Annotated in this window: 16 protein-coding genes and 1 tRNA gene; 3 read left to right on the top strand and 14 right to left on the bottom strand. The window is 70.4% G+C overall.

Annotated features, from left to right (window positions below; all coding sequences use genetic code 11):
* The 6 genes from AB0B66_RS32165 to AB0B66_RS32140 form a co-directional block, all read right to left on the bottom strand.
* On the bottom strand, window positions 1–372 hold a 372-nt coding region (locus AB0B66_RS32165; protein ID WP_360537042.1), incomplete at its 3' end, for a phosphoadenosine phosphosulfate reductase family protein.
* Window positions 373–433: 61 nt separating this feature from the next.
* On the bottom strand, window positions 434–1,213 hold the full coding sequence (locus AB0B66_RS32160; protein WP_360537040.1) for a 3'(2'),5'-bisphosphate nucleotidase CysQ: 780 nt from the start codon (window positions 1,211–1,213) through the stop codon (window positions 434–436).
* Window positions 1,213–2,856: a sugar transferase gene (locus AB0B66_RS32155; protein ID WP_360537038.1), complete on the bottom strand. Its 1,644-nt coding sequence runs from the start codon at window positions 2,854–2,856 to the stop codon at window positions 1,213–1,215. The genes AB0B66_RS32160 and AB0B66_RS32155 overlap by 1 nt, the downstream gene beginning before the upstream one ends.
* 125 nt (window positions 2,857–2,981) lie before the next feature.
* On the bottom strand, window positions 2,982–3,578 hold the full coding sequence (gene pth, locus AB0B66_RS32150; RefSeq protein WP_360537058.1) for an aminoacyl-tRNA hydrolase: 597 nt from the start codon (window positions 3,576–3,578) through the stop codon (window positions 2,982–2,984).
* 71 nt (window positions 3,579–3,649) lie between these two features.
* Window positions 3,650–4,288, bottom strand: coding sequence for a 50S ribosomal protein L25/general stress protein Ctc (locus AB0B66_RS32145; protein WP_360537036.1), 639 nt, complete (start codon window positions 4,286–4,288; stop codon window positions 3,650–3,652).
* A 344-nt stretch (window positions 4,289–4,632) separates the two neighbouring features.
* Window positions 4,633–5,613, bottom strand: a complete 981-nt coding sequence (locus tag AB0B66_RS32140; RefSeq protein WP_360537034.1) for a ribose-phosphate diphosphokinase — start codon at window positions 5,611–5,613, stop codon at window positions 4,633–4,635.
* A 227-nt stretch (window positions 5,614–5,840) separates the two neighbouring features.
* On the opposite strand from AB0B66_RS32140, the gene AB0B66_RS32135 reads away from it, so the two are divergent.
* A complete protein-coding gene (locus AB0B66_RS32135) occupies window positions 5,841–6,080 on the top strand; it encodes a response regulator transcription factor (RefSeq protein WP_203698612.1) in 240 nt (79 codons plus the stop codon).
* Window positions 6,081–6,149: 69 nt separating this feature from the next.
* On the opposite strand, the gene glmU is transcribed toward AB0B66_RS32135, so the two are convergent.
* The 3 genes from glmU to AB0B66_RS32120 all read right to left on the bottom strand — a co-directional run bounded on the left by glmU (window position 6,150) and on the right by AB0B66_RS32120 (window position 8,049).
* Window positions 6,150–7,589 carry a bifunctional UDP-N-acetylglucosamine diphosphorylase/glucosamine-1-phosphate N-acetyltransferase GlmU gene (gene glmU / locus AB0B66_RS32130; protein WP_360537032.1) on the bottom strand — a complete coding sequence of 480 codons (1,440 nt, stop codon included), beginning with the start codon at window positions 7,587–7,589 and terminating at the stop codon, window positions 6,150–6,152.
* A 34-nt stretch (window positions 7,590–7,623) separates the two neighbouring features.
* Window positions 7,624–7,695 (bottom strand) — tRNA-Gln (locus AB0B66_RS32125).
* A gap of 24 nt (window positions 7,696–7,719) precedes the next feature.
* Window positions 7,720–8,049, bottom strand: a complete 330-nt coding sequence (locus tag AB0B66_RS32120) for a helix-turn-helix domain-containing protein (RefSeq protein ID WP_360537030.1) — start codon at window positions 8,047–8,049, stop codon at window positions 7,720–7,722.
* Window positions 8,050–8,184: 135 nt separating this feature from the next.
* Between AB0B66_RS32120 and AB0B66_RS32115 the strand changes: the two genes are divergently transcribed.
* A complete protein-coding gene (locus tag AB0B66_RS32115) occupies window positions 8,185–9,174 on the top strand; it encodes an acyl-CoA desaturase (RefSeq protein ID WP_360537028.1) in 990 nt (329 codons plus the stop codon).
* 128 nt (window positions 9,175–9,302) lie between these two features.
* A complete protein-coding gene (locus AB0B66_RS32110; RefSeq protein WP_360537056.1) occupies window positions 9,303–9,908 on the top strand; it encodes a TetR/AcrR family transcriptional regulator in 606 nt (201 codons plus the stop codon).
* A 3-nt stretch (window positions 9,909–9,911) separates the two neighbouring features.
* On the opposite strand, the gene AB0B66_RS32105 is transcribed toward AB0B66_RS32110, so the two are convergent.
* From AB0B66_RS32105 to rsmA, 5 genes are all read right to left on the bottom strand, one after another.
* Window positions 9,912–10,406: a DUF4383 domain-containing protein gene (locus tag AB0B66_RS32105; RefSeq protein WP_360537026.1), complete on the bottom strand. Its 495-nt coding sequence runs from the start codon at window positions 10,404–10,406 to the stop codon at window positions 9,912–9,914.
* A 50-nt stretch (window positions 10,407–10,456) separates the two neighbouring features.
* A complete protein-coding gene (locus tag AB0B66_RS32100) occupies window positions 10,457–10,918 on the bottom strand; it encodes a DUF4383 domain-containing protein (protein WP_360537024.1) in 462 nt (153 codons plus the stop codon).
* An 85-nt stretch (window positions 10,919–11,003) separates the two neighbouring features.
* Window positions 11,004–12,800, bottom strand: coding sequence for an ABC-F family ATP-binding cassette domain-containing protein (locus AB0B66_RS32095; RefSeq protein WP_360537022.1), 1,797 nt, complete (start codon window positions 12,798–12,800; stop codon window positions 11,004–11,006).
* Window positions 12,801–12,807: 7 nt separating this feature from the next.
* Window positions 12,808–13,764 (bottom strand): 4-(cytidine 5'-diphospho)-2-C-methyl-D-erythritol kinase, encoded by a 957-nt coding sequence (locus AB0B66_RS32090; RefSeq protein ID WP_360537020.1) that lies wholly within the window; start codon window positions 13,762–13,764, stop codon window positions 12,808–12,810.
* Window positions 13,765–13,833: 69 nt separating this feature from the next.
* On the bottom strand, window positions 13,834–14,691 hold the full coding sequence (gene rsmA / locus AB0B66_RS32085; RefSeq protein WP_360537018.1) for a 16S rRNA (adenine(1518)-N(6)/adenine(1519)-N(6))-dimethyltransferase RsmA: 858 nt from the start codon (window positions 14,689–14,691) through the stop codon (window positions 13,834–13,836).
* Between the last annotated feature and the right edge of the window lie 34 nt (window positions 14,692–14,725).

Raw genomic sequence — 14,725 nt, 5'->3', positions numbered from 1 at the left:
CACCGGCGTCTGGATCCGGTTCCGCGACCCACCAGCAGGCTCGGTCACCAGACCACGCGCGATCGCCTCCGGCACCGACGCCACGATCAACTGCAGGCCGAGCTCGTCCACCCGCCGGTCCCGATATTCGAGCACCTCGGGGAAGTTGTGACCCGTGTCGACGTGCATCACCGGGAAAGGAATCCGGCCCGGGGCGAACGCCTTCTGCGCCAGGCGCAGCATCACGATCGAATCCTTGCCACCCGAGAACAGCAGCACCGGACGCTCGAACTCCGCCACCACCTCCCGCATCACGAAGACGCTCTCTGCTTCGAGAGCGTCGAGGTGGGAGACCCGGTACGCAGCCGGCTGCTCAGACGCAGGCTGGATCATATCCAGACCTTTCCTAGTGAATTACTCGGGAATCTACCGTACACGCGGTCGCGCTTGCCGATCAAGAATGCTGTGACACGGCCGACAGCAGGTCAGCGGCCAGATCGCGGCGGCAGACGAGGAGATCGGGCAGGCTCGCGTCCGACTGGTTGTAGATCAGCGGCGAACCGTCGATGCGCGAGGTGTGCAGTCCCGCCGCGGCCGCGACGGCGACCGGGGCGGCCGAGTCCCACTCGTACTGGCCCCCGCCGTGGATGTAGGCGTCGACCTCACCGGTGACCACGGCGGCGATCTTCGCGCCCGCCGAGCCCATCGGCACCAGCTGGGCGCCGACCTGCTCGGCAACGGCGGCCAGGAAGTACGGCGGCCGGGTGCGGCTGGTCGCGATGCGGATCGGGCCGCCCGCGGCGACCTGCGGGGACAGCGGCGGGTACGGCGCGGCCGGCTCGCTGCCGAGCACCCGCTGCTGCGCGGGCAGGCCGACGGCCCCCGCGGCGAGCACGCCGGTGCTCTCGCCGGTACGCCGCCACAGCGCCACGTGCACGGCCCAGTCGGCGCGGCCCTGCTCGCCGAACTCGCGGGTGCCGTCCAGCGGGTCGATGATCCACAGCCGGTTGGCGGTGAGCCGGGCGGGGTCGTCGACGCCCTCCTCGCTCAGCACCGCGTCGGCGGGCCGCCAGCGGCCCAGCTCGGTCATGAGCAGGTCGTGCGAGCGCTTGTCACCGGCGGCGCGCAGGCCGGCCGGGTCGTCGAATCCGAGTTCGTCGCGCAGGGCGAGCAGCAGGTCGCCGGCCTGTCGGGCCAGCCATACGGCGAAGGCGCCGTCTTCCACCGGGGGCATCAGTACGCTCCAGAGCTACGGGCAACGGCGGTCAGCGTACGCAGGAGTATGAGCAGGTCCATGGACATTGACCAGTTCTCGACATAGCGGAGGTCCAAACGGACCGCCTCCTCCCACGGCAGGTCGGATCGCCCGGAGACCTGCCAGAGTCCTGTCATGCCGGGCTTCACCGCCAGCCTGCGCCACACGTCGGCGGCGTATTCGGCAACCTCGCGGGGCAGTGGCGGCCGCGGCCCCACCAGCGACATCTGCCCCAGCAGCACGTTCAGCAACTGCGGCAGCTCGTCCAGCGAGTAGCGGCGCATCCAGCGGCCCATCGCGGTCACCCGCGGATCGTCCCGGATCTTGAACAGCACTCCGTCGTGCTCGTTGAGATGCTTCAGCTCGGCAAGCCGTGCCTCGGCGTCGGTGTACATGGTACGGAACTTGTAGATGACGAACTCGCGGCCGTCCCTGCCGACCCGTACCTGCTTGAACAGGGCCGGTCCGGGCGAGTCGATGCGCAGCGCCATCGCGATCACCACGAGCAGCGGCGCGGACAGCACCAGCAGCAGCGCCGCGCCGACCCGGTCCATCAGCTCCTTCATCACCCGGCTGCCGCCGGACAGCCGCGGATGTTCCACGTGCAACATCGGCAGCCCGTCGACCGGGCGGATGGTCGTGCGCCCGCCGGCGACGTCGATCAGGGAGCTGGCCACGATCAGGTCGGTCTCGTCGCGCTCCAGCTGCCAGGCCATCCGGCGCAGCGCGTGCCCGTCGAGCTCTGGGCAGCTGAGCACGATCACGGTGTCCGCGCCCGCGGCCCGCACGGCCGGCGCGACGTCCTCGAACGTGCCGTACACGGGCAGGCCGACGCGGCCGTCGCTGCCGCGCGGCACGCACGCCCCGACGACCTCCAGGCCGTGGAAGCGCTCGCGGCACAGCTGCCGGGTCAGCCCGATGATGGCCAACTCGTGCCCGACCACGACGACCCGGCGCAGGCAGTCGCCGCGTTCACGCCGCCGGTGCAGCGACTTGCGGATCAGAAACCGGGTCAGCACCAGCGTGCCGGTGGCGGCGGGCAGCGCGATCAGCACGTACGAGCGGGCGGTGGGCAGTTCGAGGGCGTACGAGCCGACGGCCGCGGTCGCGATCAGCCACAGCCCGCCGCGCATGACCCGGTCGTACTCCTGCGTGCCGACGTACAGGTAACGCTTGTCGTAGGCCCTGGTCAGCGCCAGCGACGCGACGAGCGCGAACGGCAGCGCCAGCGACAGCAAAACGTACGTACTGGTGTACGGCGTGATCTCGCTGCCGAAGCGCAGCATGTAGACGAGCACGCCCGCGGCCGCGCCGACGAGCAGGTCGGAGCCGAGCAGCGTACGCAGATAGCGCTGCTCCCAGCCCTTGCGACGGTCGAGCACGCGCACCGGCGTGCCGATGTGGGTGCTGCCCCGGTGCAGCGGCCGGCGTCCGGCCGGGGGCCGGTGCTGTGGCGTCTGCGGGCGCACCGCGACCAGTCCCACCGGCGCGGGGCTGAACGGCGCCGGACCCGCCGGGGTCGGTGTGGCGGTGTAGGACAGCGCCCCGGAAGCGTCGATGTGCCGGTGGCGCTGCGGGTAGGGCCGCGGGCCGCGCCGATCGTCGTCTCGGCGCTGCTCCATGAATGCCCCCCCGTCACGACCCGGCGGCACCTGCGAGTGACCTGCGGAAACTGGTCTGTGGCAGATGCGCCTGACGGTTACAACGCGAGAAAGGGGCAAATGTGACGGCGGAGAACTGTCCGGGATCAGGCTGTGTGATAGGTCTGCTGCGCGGCGGCCAGGCCGCCCTTGACGATCGCCTCGACCGCGTCCGCCGCCCGGTCCACCAGGAAGTCCAGCTCCTTGCGCTCCACCGCGGAGAAGTCGGACAGCACGAAGTCCGCGGGGTCCTGGCGGCCGGGCGGCCGGCCCACCCCGAACCGCACCCGCAGGTACTCCTTGGTGGCCAACGACTTGCTCATCGAACGCAGCCCGTTGTGGCCGCCCTCGCCGCCGCCCACCTTCAACCGCAGCTGCCCGTACGGGATGTCCAGCTCGTCGTGCACGGCGATGATCTGCTCGACCGGCACCTTGTAGAACTGGCTCAGCGCCGCGGCGGGCCCGCCCGACAGGTTCATGTAGGTCAACGGCTTCACCAGCACCAGCCGCGGCGCGTCCACGCCGTAGCCCAGCCGCGCCTCGGCCACGTCGGCGACGGCCTTGCGGTGCCGGCCGAACTTCACGCCGGTGCGCTCGGCCAGCAGGTCGGCGATGAAGAACCCGACGTTGTGCCGGTTGCCGGCATACTGCGGCCCCGGGTTGCCCAGGCCCACGATCAGCCACGGTGCGGCCTGCTCCATCAACACTCCCCTGAAAACACTCGTGGCGTCCTTCACGCTTCTACAGCATGAAGGACGCCACGGGCGAACGTGGATCAGGCCTCGGCGGCCACGGGCTCGGCAGCCTCGGCGGCCTCGGCCTCGGCGGCCTCCGGAGCCTCGGCGGTCTCGCCCTCGAGCTGCTCGGCGGTCGGGGCCTGGGTCACCACGGCGACCATGGTGTCGGCCTCGACGGCCAGCTGCGCGCCCTTCGGCAGCTTGATGTCACCGGCGGTGACGTGCGAGCCGGCCTCCAGGCCCTCGATCGAGGCCTCGACGAACTCCGGCAGGTGCAGCGCCTCGGCGATAATCGAGATCTTGTCGTGCTCGTGCATGACCAGCGTGCCCTTGGCGGCCTCGCCGACCAGGTGCACCGGAACGTCGACGGTGACCTGCTCGCCGCGCTTGACGATGATCAGGTCGATGTGCTCGAAGGTGTCCTTCAGCGGGTCGCGCTGGATGGCCTTCGGCAGGGCCAGGGTCTTGGTGCCGTCGGGGCCGACCAGCTCGAAGACGGTGTTGATGCCACCGTGGCGGATCGCGGCGGCGAACTCACGGGCCGGGACGGCGATGTGGCGCGGGGCCTCACCGTGACCGTAGATGACGGCGGGCACGAGGCCCGCACGGCGGGTGCGGCGCGCGCCGCCCTTGCCGAACTCGGTACGCGGCTCGGCGCTGATCTTTACTTCAGACACGATTCTTCTCCTGCTCAACGGGTCTCTGTCAGGCCGAGCGAACGAGGGCGCGCGGGGTAACCATGACCCGGAGCACCGCGTCGATCACGGCGCCATCAACAGGCTTTTCGACCCGCAGGGCACCCTCGCCGTGGCAACCCGATTACTGTACCCGATCACTTTCGGTGATCCCCGGCGGGGCGGCTCAAATCACCCCAGCTCCGCACACCTGCGGCCCACCGCGCTTCACATCGACGTTGGCCTATCACATCGAGAAATCGGCGCTCCGATTCGATGTGATAGGCCAACGTCGATGAAAGGGCAGGCGTCGGCGCGACCACGCCCCGACGGCGCGGACGCGTCGGTCAGCTGAGGCCGCCGAAGAGGGTCGTGACGGAGCCGTCGTCGAAGACCTCGCGGATCGCGCGGGCCAGCAGCGGCGCGATGGACAGCACGGTCAGCTTGTCGAACTGCTTGTCCGAGCCCAGCGGCAGCGTGTTGGTCACGATGACCTCGCTGATCCGGCTGTTCTTCAGGCGCTCGGTGGCCGGGTCGGAGTGCACGGCGTGCGTGGTGGTCACGATGACGTCCGCGGCGCCGTTGTCGAACAGGATGTCGGCGGCCTTGCAGATGGTGCCCGCAGTATCGATCATGTCGTCGACCAGGATGCAGGTGCGCCCGGCGACCTCGCCGATGACCCGGTTCGCCACCACCTGGTTCGGCTTGAGCGGGTCGCGGGTCTTGTGGATGAACGCCAGCGGACAGCCGCCGAGACGGTCGGTCCAGCGCTCACCGACCCGCACCCGGCCCGAGTCCGGCGACACCACGGTCAGCTCACGGTGGCCGTAGTTGGCCTGCACGTAGTCGGCCAGCACGTCCATCGCGAACAAGTGGTCCACCGGGCCGTCGAAGAAGCCCTGGATCTGCGCGGTGTGCAGGTCGACAGTGAGGATGCGGTTCGCACCGGCCGTCTTGAGCAGGTCCGCGATGAGGCGGGCGGAGATCGGCTCGCGGCCGCGGTGCTTCTTGTCCTGGCGGGCGTACGGGTAGAACGGCAGCACCACGGTGATGCGCTTGGCCGACCCGCGCTTGGCCGCGTCCACCATGAGCAGAGTTTCCATGATCCAGTTGTTCACCGGGGCGCTCATGGACTGCACGATGAAGGCGTCCGAACCGCGGACGGACTCCTTGTAACGGACAAACGTCTCACCGCTGGCGAAGTCGTACGCCGTCGTCGGGGTCACCCCCACGCCCAGCACCTCGCCGATCTCCTTCGCGAGCTCGGGGTAGGCCCGGCCCGAGAAAAGCATCAGGTTCTTGCGGTTCTCAGTGACGATGCTGCCCATCGGCTTGCCGCCCCTTCACGATGGTCTGCGGTCAGTATCACCTTTTCGGTTCATCCTCTCCCGGCGGTTCGCCAACCGGCCAGCAAGCCCGTTCCCGGGTGCGACAGATCACGGACAGACCGCTTGCCCCGGAGTTCACGCAGGTGACACCGGGGTGCCTTGCCCGCCCCCGACGGCGGGCGCTACCTTCGTTAAGCACAACTGCCCGTACAGAAAGGCTGCGCTCGATGGCCAGGGACCGGTCCGGAGAACCGACGCTCGTTCAGCGCCGGATCCTCCTGCTGCTCGCCGCGGGCTTCACCGTGCAGACGATCACCAAATTGGTCTTCCTCAGCGAGCGCGCCGTGCACGACCACATCGCCAGCCTCAAGCAGACCACCGGCGCGAAGAATCAGTTCTCCCTCGGGGCCGAGGCCGCCAAGCGCGGCTGGCTCGAGGACGAGGACGAGCAGCCCGGCCGCCGCTGACCTGGCCCACTCAGCAGACGAAAAAGGCGCGACCCCCCGCGGGATCGCGCCTTTCGCACTCGTTGGGGGTCAGCCCTCTTCGGGGGCGTTCTGCCGCGCCGACTCGGCCCGCTCGGCCGCCTCCGCCGCCGCGCTGCCCGGACGTGACCGGCGCACCCAGCCCTCGATGTTGCGCTGGTGCGCCCGCGCCACCGCCAGCGCCCCCGGCGGCACGTCCTTGTCGATCACCGAACCGGCCGCCGTGTACGCGCCGTCGCCGACCTGCACCGGCGCCACGAACGTGGTGTCACAGCTCGTCTTCACGTGTGAGCCGATCACGGTGTGGCTCTTGGTGCTGCCGCTGTAGTTCGCGAACAGGTTGCCCGCGCCGATGTTGGTCTGCTCGCCGATCGTCGCGTCACCCACGTACGTCAGGTGCGGCACCTTGGTGCCCTCGCCCAGCGACGCGTTCTTGATCTCTACAAACGTGCCGACCTTGCCCTTGCGCCCGATCCGCGCCCCCGGACGCAGGTACGCGTACGGGCCCACGGACACGTTCGGGCCGATCTCGGCCTGCACCGCGTGCGCGCGTACGACCTGGGCCTGCTCGCCCACGATCGTGTCGATCAGCGTCACGTCCGGGCCCACCACCGCGCCCGTGCCGACACTGGTCGCCCCGCGCAGCTGGGTGTTCGGCTCCAGCAGCGCGTCGCGCTCCACGGTCACCGTGGCGTCGACCCAGGTCGTGGCCGGGTCGATGATGGTCACCCCGGACCGCATCAGGTCGAGGTTGATCCGGTCGCGCAGCAGCGCCCGCAGCGAGGCCAGCTCGGCCCGGTCGTTGCAGCCCAGCGTCTCGGTCGCGTCACCGGCCAGGTGCACGCGCACCGGCGAGCCCTCCGTGACGAACAGTTCGAAGACGTCGGTGAGGTATTCCTCGCCCTGGTCGTTGTCGGTGGTCAGCTTCGCCAGCGCGGTCCGCAGCGCGGCCGCGTCGAAGGCGTAGATGCCCGCGTTGATCTCGCGGATCGCCCGCTGCTCCGGCGTCGCGTCACGCTCCTCGACGATGCGGGACAGCCCGCCGTCGGCGTCGCGGACCAGCCGGCCCAGACCGGTCGGGTCCGGCACCGACGCGCCCAGCACTGTCGCCGCCGCCCCCGCCGACTCGTGCGCCTCGACCAGGTCCCGCAGCGTCTGCGCGCGCAGCAGCGGCACGTCGCCGTTGAGCACGACCACGGTGCCGTCCAGCTCGCCGAGCGCCTCGATCGCGATGCGCACCGCATGTCCGGTGCCGTTCTGCTGGGCCTGCAGCGCGGTCGTGACGTCCGGCGCGATCTCGGCGAGGTGTGCGGTGACCTGGTCGGCACGGTTGCCGACCACGGCCAGGGTGCGCTCCGCCGCGAGCGGCGCGGCGGCCGCCAGCACGTGGCCGACCAGGGAGCGGCCGAGGAGCGGGTGCAGCATCTTCGGCAGATCCGACTTCATCCGCTTACCCTCGCCAGCCGCGAGGACGATCACCGTACGAGTCACGAGCTGCCTAACGTCGATCTGAACACGTTGCTAGCTCGGCTGCCAGGGCTCGAACCTGGAAAGCGCGCTCCAAAGGCGCGAGTGTTGCCAATTACACCACAGCCGATCGGGTCGCCTGACAGCTTAGCGCCTACCCCGCCGCCTCCGGTCGCCCACTTCTGGCCAGCCCCTCACGATCGCTGAGTCGCCCGACCGCTGCGGCAGCCGTGCCGACGACTTCGCCGTGCCGTTCGTCGCGTTGCGGCCGGTGCGCGGACCACTGGGCGTCCGTCATGCGTTTCGAGTGTTCACGCCGACGGGCCACTCGTTCGTCGGTGTCGGGCAGCGGCACGTGGCGAACCCAGGTGAACGCCGTCGAGCGAGCCACCCCCAGCGTCGCCGCGATCTCCGGCACAGTCGAACCGGCCTCACGCAACCGCAGTGCCCACCGTCGCAGCCCATCGCGTTCGTCCGATCGCATAGGCGCACGTTAGAACGGACGTACGACCCTTGTGCGGGAAATTCACAGTTACGGGATCTGTCAAACTACGGTCCCGTAGGTTACGGTGTCGTAGGTAGCACAAATTATGCCTTCCACCAGCTCCAGCGAGGTGCCATGACCACGACAGCCATCGACACGCCTACCGGCACCGCGGCGACCGCGCGCGGACAGAAGCCGCTGACCGAGGGAGCCCAGTCCAAGGGCACCTTGATCGGGCTCTGGGCCTTCGTGGTCCTGCCGTTCCTGGCGCTGTTCGCTGTGGTCCCGGTCGCCTGGGGCGGCTGGCTGAACGTCACCGACGTCGTGATCTTCGCGGTGATGTACGTGGTGACGGGCCTCGGCATCACCGTCGGCTACCACCGCTACCTGACGCACAGCTCGTTCAAGGCGACGCGCTGGCTGCGCGTGACGCTGGCGGTCGCCGGCGCGATGGCCGTGCAGGGCTCGCCGACCCAGTGGGTCGCCGACCACCGCCGCCACCACCAGTACTCCGACCTGGAGGACGACCCGCACTCGCCGTGGCGCTTCGGCAACTCGTTCAAGGGCCTGACCAAGGGCATGTTCCACGCCCACGTGGGCTGGCTGTTCGCCCGCGAGCTGTCCAACCGCAAGCGTTTCGCGCCGGACCTGCTGGCCGACAAGGACATCGCCAAGGTCGACAAGATGTTCGGCCTGCTGTCGCTGACCACCGCGTTCGCGCCGGCCGTCGTCGGCGGCCTGGTGACCATGTCGTGGCAGGGCGCGCTGACCGCGTTCTTCTGGGCCGGCCTGATCCGCATCGGCCTGCTGCACCACGTCACCTGGGCCATCAACTCGGTCTGCCACGTGTACGGCGAGCGCCCGTTCGAGATGCGCGAGGGTGACAAGGCGTCGAACTTCTGGCCGCTGGCGATCATGTCGTTCGGCGAGAGCTGGCACAACCTGCACCACTCGGACCCGACCTGTGCCCGGCACGGGGTGATGCGCGGCCAGATCGACATCTCGGCCCGGGTGATCTGGTTCTTCGAGAAGTTCGGCTGGGCGACGAACGTCAAGTGGCCCAAGGCCGACCGGCTCCAGGCGAAGATGATCGACCGCGACGCCGAGCTCAAGCTCGCCCGGTGACTGTCGACACGACCGGCACTCCCACACCGCCCCCGTCCTCCTGGCAGGATGGGGGCGTGGCAGACGACTCCCGTGACGCCCGGCCGGCCCGGCAGGCTGCCGCCCCGAAGACCGGCTCACGGGTGCGGATGAGTTTCTCCCAGCGCCGCGAGCAGCTGATCGCCGTCGGCCGGCAGCTGTTCGCCGAGCGCGGTTTCGACGCGACCTCGATCGAGGAGATCGCCTCCCGCGCCAAGGTCTCCAAACCTGTGGTGTACGAGCACTTCGGCGGCAAGGAAGGCCTGTACGCCGTGGTGGTGGACCGCGAGGTCACCTCCCTGCTGACCCGGGTCACCTCGGCGCTGACCGCGGGACACCCCCGCGAGCTGCTGGAGCAGGCGGCGCTGGCGCTGCTGGACTACATCGAGGAGGAGACCAACGGCTTCCGCGTGCTGGTGCGCGAGTCGCCGGTGATGTCCTCTTCGGGCAACTTCTCGTCGGTGCTCAACGATGTCGCGCACCAGGTCGAGCACATCCTCGGCGCGGAGTTCAAGGCGCGTGGGTACGACCCGAAGCTCGCGGAGCTGTACTCGCAGGCTCTGGTGGGCATGGTGGCGCTGACCGGCCGCTGGTGGCTGGAGGTGCGCAAGCCGCGCAAGGAGACGGTGGCCGCGCACCTGGTGAACCTGTGCTGGAACGGGCTGGCGCAGCTGGAGGCCAAGCCCGTCCTGCTGACCCGCAAGGGCAACAAATAACCCTTACTTGTTGGCGTGCGGTTTGACGGCGAACTTGTCGCCGGGGCGGGTGCTGTGGCGCAGCACCTCTTCGGCGATGGACTCGGCCGGGGTGCCGACCTTGCCGTAGAGCCCGGCGATCAGCATGATCGTGCCGATGATGAACGAGACCACGCAGGTGGATATCTCGTAGTTGAGCTTGTTCAGCGGCGTCTGCATGACGGTGAGCATGATGAGCCCGGCCAGCAGGAAGACCGCGCCACCCCAGATGTTGATGAAGTGGTCGATGTTGCGGCCGATGATCGCGCCGACGAGCACGATCGCGCCGACGATGATGGACAGCCAGGCGAACGCCGGATTGGTCTTCAGGCCGAGCGCTTCGGTGTCCTCGCGGCTGAAGAACGGTTCACCGGCGGTGCGGATGGCGCCGACGATGCCGAAGGTGAGCAGGTACGCACCCGACAGTCCCGCCAGGAAGCGCCACTGGGGCCTTAGCCGGTGATTGACCGGGATATGCATGACCCCAGTGTCCCGCCGGGAGTGTCCCGGCGGGACCGATTCGCGGTAAATCAGGCCTGGCCGAGGCGGTGCTTCTCCTCGGCGGCGGCCTTGGCGGCGGGGCCGACCTTGACGTACATGCCGGCGGTGAACAGGACCGCGCCGATGAGGTACGAGACGATGCAGGTCGCCATCGTGAAGTTGAGCACGTTCGAGTCGGTGTGCAGGAGCGCCATCATCGCGGTGCCCGCGATCAGGAAGCCGACGCCGACCCACATGTCGACGAAGCGGTCCAGGTTGCGGCCGACCAGCGTGGCAAGCAGCACCGCGACACCGGCGCCGATGCTCGCGTACGAGAAGGCGGGGTTGGTCTTCAAGCCCAGCGCGCTGGACTCGCCCTGGTAGAACAGCGGCTCACCCTGGCTGTCGAGGTAGCCGAGCACGCCGAACGCCAGCACGAACAGCCCGGCGAACAGGGCCAGCGCACGGTAGAGCGGGCGCAGGGAGTGGTTGACGGGCATGTGGGAAGCCATGTCGCAGCTCCGACGGGTTCGAGGGGTCAGGGGATGCGTGAGGCTATCAGGCCTCCCCTGACCCGCTACCCGCCAGTGCGGGCCGTTACTCGGAGATGAGCTCCGCGAGGTTGAGCCACTCGTCTTCGAGCAGTCCGCGCTCGTCCTGCAGGGCCTTGAGGCTCGCGTCCAGTTCGGCGATCTTCGCGAAGTCGGTGGCGTGCTCGGCCATCTGCGCGTGCAGCTTCTCCACGCGCTGGTCGAGTTTGTCGATCTGCCGCTCGACGCGCGAGACCTCCTTCTTCGCCGCGCGCACCTCGGCCGCGCTCGGCCCGCCGGAGCGCTCCGCTTTCTGGTCCTTGACCGGCGCGGTGCCGCCCGCCTGCGCCGCCTCGTGGTCGACGCGCTGCAGGTACTCGTCGACGCCGCCGGGCAGGTGCCGGATCTTGCCGTCGCCGAGCAGGCCGTACACCTTGTCGCAGACGCGCTCGACCAGGTAGCGGTCGTGGCTGGCCACGACCATCGTGCCGGGCCAGGTGTCGAGCAGGTCCTCCAGCGAGGCCAGGGTGTCGGTGTCGAGGTCGTTGGTGGGCTCGTCGAGGATCAGCACGTTCGGCTCGCCGGCGAGCAGGCGCAGCAGCTGCAGCCGTCGGCGTTCGCCGCCGGACAGGTCGGCCACCGGGGTCCACACCCGGCGGTCGGTGAAGCCGAAGATCTCGGCGAGCTGCGACGCGGACAGTTCCCGGTCGCCGAGCTTGACCCTCCGGGCGACCTGCTCGACGGCTTCCAGCAGCCGCAACTCGCCGGGCAGCTCCGCGAGCTCCTGGGACAGGAACGCGGGGCGAACCGTCTGACCCGCGCGGAACCCGGCCGCGTCGGTGACCCTGGCCAGCAGCCGCAGCAGCGTCGACTTGCCCGCGCCGTTCGCGCCGAGCAGCGCGATCCGGTCGCCGGGGCCGACGTGCCAGGTCACGTCGTCGAGGATCAGTTTCGGCCCGGCGTACAGGGTGACGTTCTCCAGGTCGTAGACCTGGCGGCCGAGCCGGGCGGTGGCCAGTTTGGCCAGGGTGACCTGGTCGCGGGCCTCGGGCACGTCGGCGATGAGCGCGTTGGCGGCGTCGATGCGGAACTTCGGCTTGGAGGTGCGGGCCGGCGGGCCGCGGCGCAGCCAGGCGATCTCCTTGCGGAGCAGGTTCTGTCGGCGGGACTCGGTGACCGCGGCGACGCGTTCCCGTTCGGCGCGGGCCAGGATCCACGCGGCGAAGCCGCCGTCGTACGCCCGCACCTGCTGGTCGGCGACCTCCCAGATGCGGTTGCAGACCGCATCGAGGAACCACCGGTCGTGGGTGACCACGACCAGGGCGCCGCGCAGGCTCTGGTTGAGGTAGCGGGCCAGCCAGTTGACGCCCGCGATGTCGAGGTGGTTGGTGGGCTCGTCGAGGATCAGCAGGTCGGTCGGGCGCACCAGCAGCGCGGCCAGCGCGATGCGCCGCCGTTCGCCGCCGGACATCGGCCCGACGGACTGGTCCAGCCCGAGGCCGGGCATGCCGAGGCCGTCGAGAATGTTGCGGACGCCCGCGTCGCCGGCCCATTCGTGCTCGGCCTGGAACGCGGCGGGCAGCCAGGCGTCGCCGAGCACCACGTCGCGCACGGTCAGGTCGGGGGCCAGGTCGAGCGCCTGCGGCAGCGCGGACACGCGCAGGTCGCGCCGGTGCGTGACGCGCCCCGAGTCGGGGTCCTCGGTCTTGGTCAGCATCCGCAGCAGGGTCGACTTGCCCGCGCCGTTGAGGCCGACCACGCCGATCCGGTCCGCGTCGTCCAACCCTAGGGAGACATCGGTGAGCAGCGGGCCGGTCGGGCCGTAACCCTTGCTCACCCGGTCGAGATTGATGATGTTGGCCATGATCCGATCAGCCTATCCGGGCGCCGTGCACGGCTCCGTACGCCTGCTGCACGCCGCGGCACAGGCCGGACTCCCGCAGCGCTTGGGCGAGGTCTGCCCCGTGGGGTTCGTCACGGGCCAGGAAGACGCAGGTCGGGCCGCTGCCGGAGACGAGGCTGGCGAGCGCGCCCGCCTTGTCGCCGACGTCGAGCGTGTCGGCCAGTGAGGGCCGCAGCGACAGTGCCGCCGCCTGCAGGTCGTTGCCGAGCGCCGCGCCGAGCACGGCCGGGTCGCGCTGGCGCAGCGCGCTGAGCAGGTCGTCGCTGCTGCCCAGCGGGGCGGGTGCGGTGCCGGCGGCGCGCATCCGGTCCAGTTCGCCGTAGACCTGCGGGGTGGACAGGCCGCCGTCGGCGAACGCCACCACCCAGTGCCACTTGTTGGCGCGGGCCAGCACGGGGCTGACCGCCTCGCCGTGGCCGGTGCCCAGCGCGGTGCCGCCGTACAGCAGGAACGGCACGTCGGAGCCGAGGGCCGCGGCGATCCGGGCCAGTTCGTCGCGGCCCAGTCCGGTGCCCCACAGCACGTCGAGCGCGACCAGGGTCGCGGCGGCGTCGGCGGAGCCGCCGGCCAGGCCGCCCGCGAGCGGGATGGTCTTGCGCAGGTGCAGGCGGGCGTGCGCGGGCACCTTGGCGGCCGCGGCGAGCGCGTGCGCGGCGCGGATGACCAGGTTGCTGTCGTCGAGTTCGAGCTCGCCGACGCCCTCGCCCTGCATGGTGAGGCTGAGGGTGTCGCCGGACCGCGCGGTGACCTCGTCGTACACCGAGATGGCGTGGTAGACGGTGTGCAGCTCGTGGTAGCCGTCGGAGCGCAGCGGCCCGACCCCGAGGTGCAGGTTGATCTTCGCGGGCACTCTCACCCGGACCGGTCCTGACGAGGCTCCCGCCAGGTCATCGTCGTCGTCGCCGAGCGTCCATGCCTCTGTCACGCCGACCAGCGTACTGGCCCCGCCCGGATCACCCGGCGGGGCGGCACCCCGCTCCCACGCCCGCTCCGGTCAGCCCTTCGCGGCGGCCAGGGCGGCGAACGCATGCACGTCGAGCTGCTCGCCGCGGGTGGACGGGTCGATGCCCGCCTGGCGCAGCAGCGCCTCCGCGGCCGGGGCACCCCCGGCCCAGCCGGCCAGCGCGGCCCGCAACGTCTTGCGGCGCTGCGCGAACGCCGCATCGACGACCGCGAACACCGCGTCGCGACTGACGTCGTCGCGGGGCGGTTCGCGGCGGGTGAACGAGACCAGGCCCGAGTCCACGTTGGGCACCGGCCAGAACACCGCGGGCGGCACCTTTCCGGCCTGCCGGGACGAGGCGTACCAGGCGAGCTTCACCGACGGGATGCCGTAGATCTTGTTGCCGGGCTGGGCGGTGAGCCGGTCGGCCACCTCCTTCTGCACCATGACCAGCCCGTGCCGGATGCTCGGCAGCTCGGCGAGCAGGTGCAGCACCACCGGCACGGCGACGTTGTAAGGCAGGTTCGCCACCAGCGCCGTGGGCGACGGGTCGAACTCGGCGGCGGTGACCCGCATGGCGTCGCCATTGTGGATGGTGAGCCGGTCGGCGAGCCCGGGGGCGCGTTCGGCGGCGGTCGCGCCGAGCGCGGCGGCCAGCGGCGGGTCGATCTCGACCGCGTGCACGTGCGCGGCGGCGCTCAGCAGGCCCAGGGTCAGCGAGCCCAGGCCGGGCCCGACCTCGACGGCGACGTCGGCCGGGTCGAGTTCGGCGGCGGCCACGATGCGCCGGATGGTGTTGGGGTCGTGCAGGAAGTTCTGCCCGAGCTTCTTGGTCGGCGCGACGCCGAGCCGCGCGGCCAGCTCCCGGATCTCCGCCGGGCCGAGCAGTCTTGCCTGTTCAACGGTCACACCATCAGGCTATCGGGCGGCCCGCGCGGGTTGG

This window comes from Catellatospora sp. NPDC049111 (assembly GCF_040648615.1).
Lineage (GTDB): Bacteria > Actinomycetota > Actinomycetes > Mycobacteriales > Micromonosporaceae > Catellatospora > Catellatospora aurea.
The sequence above is the reverse complement of the archived record's forward strand: the minus strand, read 5'-3'. Positions and strand labels throughout refer to the sequence as shown.

Coding starts and splice junctions, on each gene's coding strand:
- AB0B66_RS32160 (WP_360537040.1), bottom strand. CDS start 1,213: ATGCCCCCGGTGGAAGACGGCGCCTTCGCCGTATGGCTGGCCCGACAG.
- AB0B66_RS32155 (WP_360537038.1), bottom strand. CDS start 2,856: ATGGAGCAGCGCCGAGACGACGATCGGCGCGGCCCGCGGCCCTACCCG.
- AB0B66_RS32140 (WP_360537034.1), bottom strand. CDS start 5,613: ATGGGCAGCATCGTCACTGAGAACCGCAAGAACCTGATGCTTTTCTCG.
- AB0B66_RS32135 (WP_203698612.1), top strand. CDS start 5,841: ATGGCCAGGGACCGGTCCGGAGAACCGACGCTCGTTCAGCGCCGGATC.
- AB0B66_RS32120 (WP_360537030.1), bottom strand. CDS start 8,049: ATGCGATCGGACGAACGCGATGGGCTGCGACGGTGGGCACTGCGGTTG.
- AB0B66_RS32115 (WP_360537028.1), top strand. CDS start 8,185: ATGACCACGACAGCCATCGACACGCCTACCGGCACCGCGGCGACCGCG.
- AB0B66_RS32110 (WP_360537056.1), top strand. CDS start 9,303: ATGAGTTTCTCCCAGCGCCGCGAGCAGCTGATCGCCGTCGGCCGGCAG.
- AB0B66_RS32105 (WP_360537026.1), bottom strand. CDS start 10,406: ATGCATATCCCGGTCAATCACCGGCTAAGGCCCCAGTGGCGCTTCCTG.
- AB0B66_RS32100 (WP_360537024.1), bottom strand. CDS start 10,918: ATGGCTTCCCACATGCCCGTCAACCACTCCCTGCGCCCGCTCTACCGT.
- AB0B66_RS32095 (WP_360537022.1), bottom strand. CDS start 12,800: ATGGCCAACATCATCAATCTCGACCGGGTGAGCAAGGGTTACGGCCCG.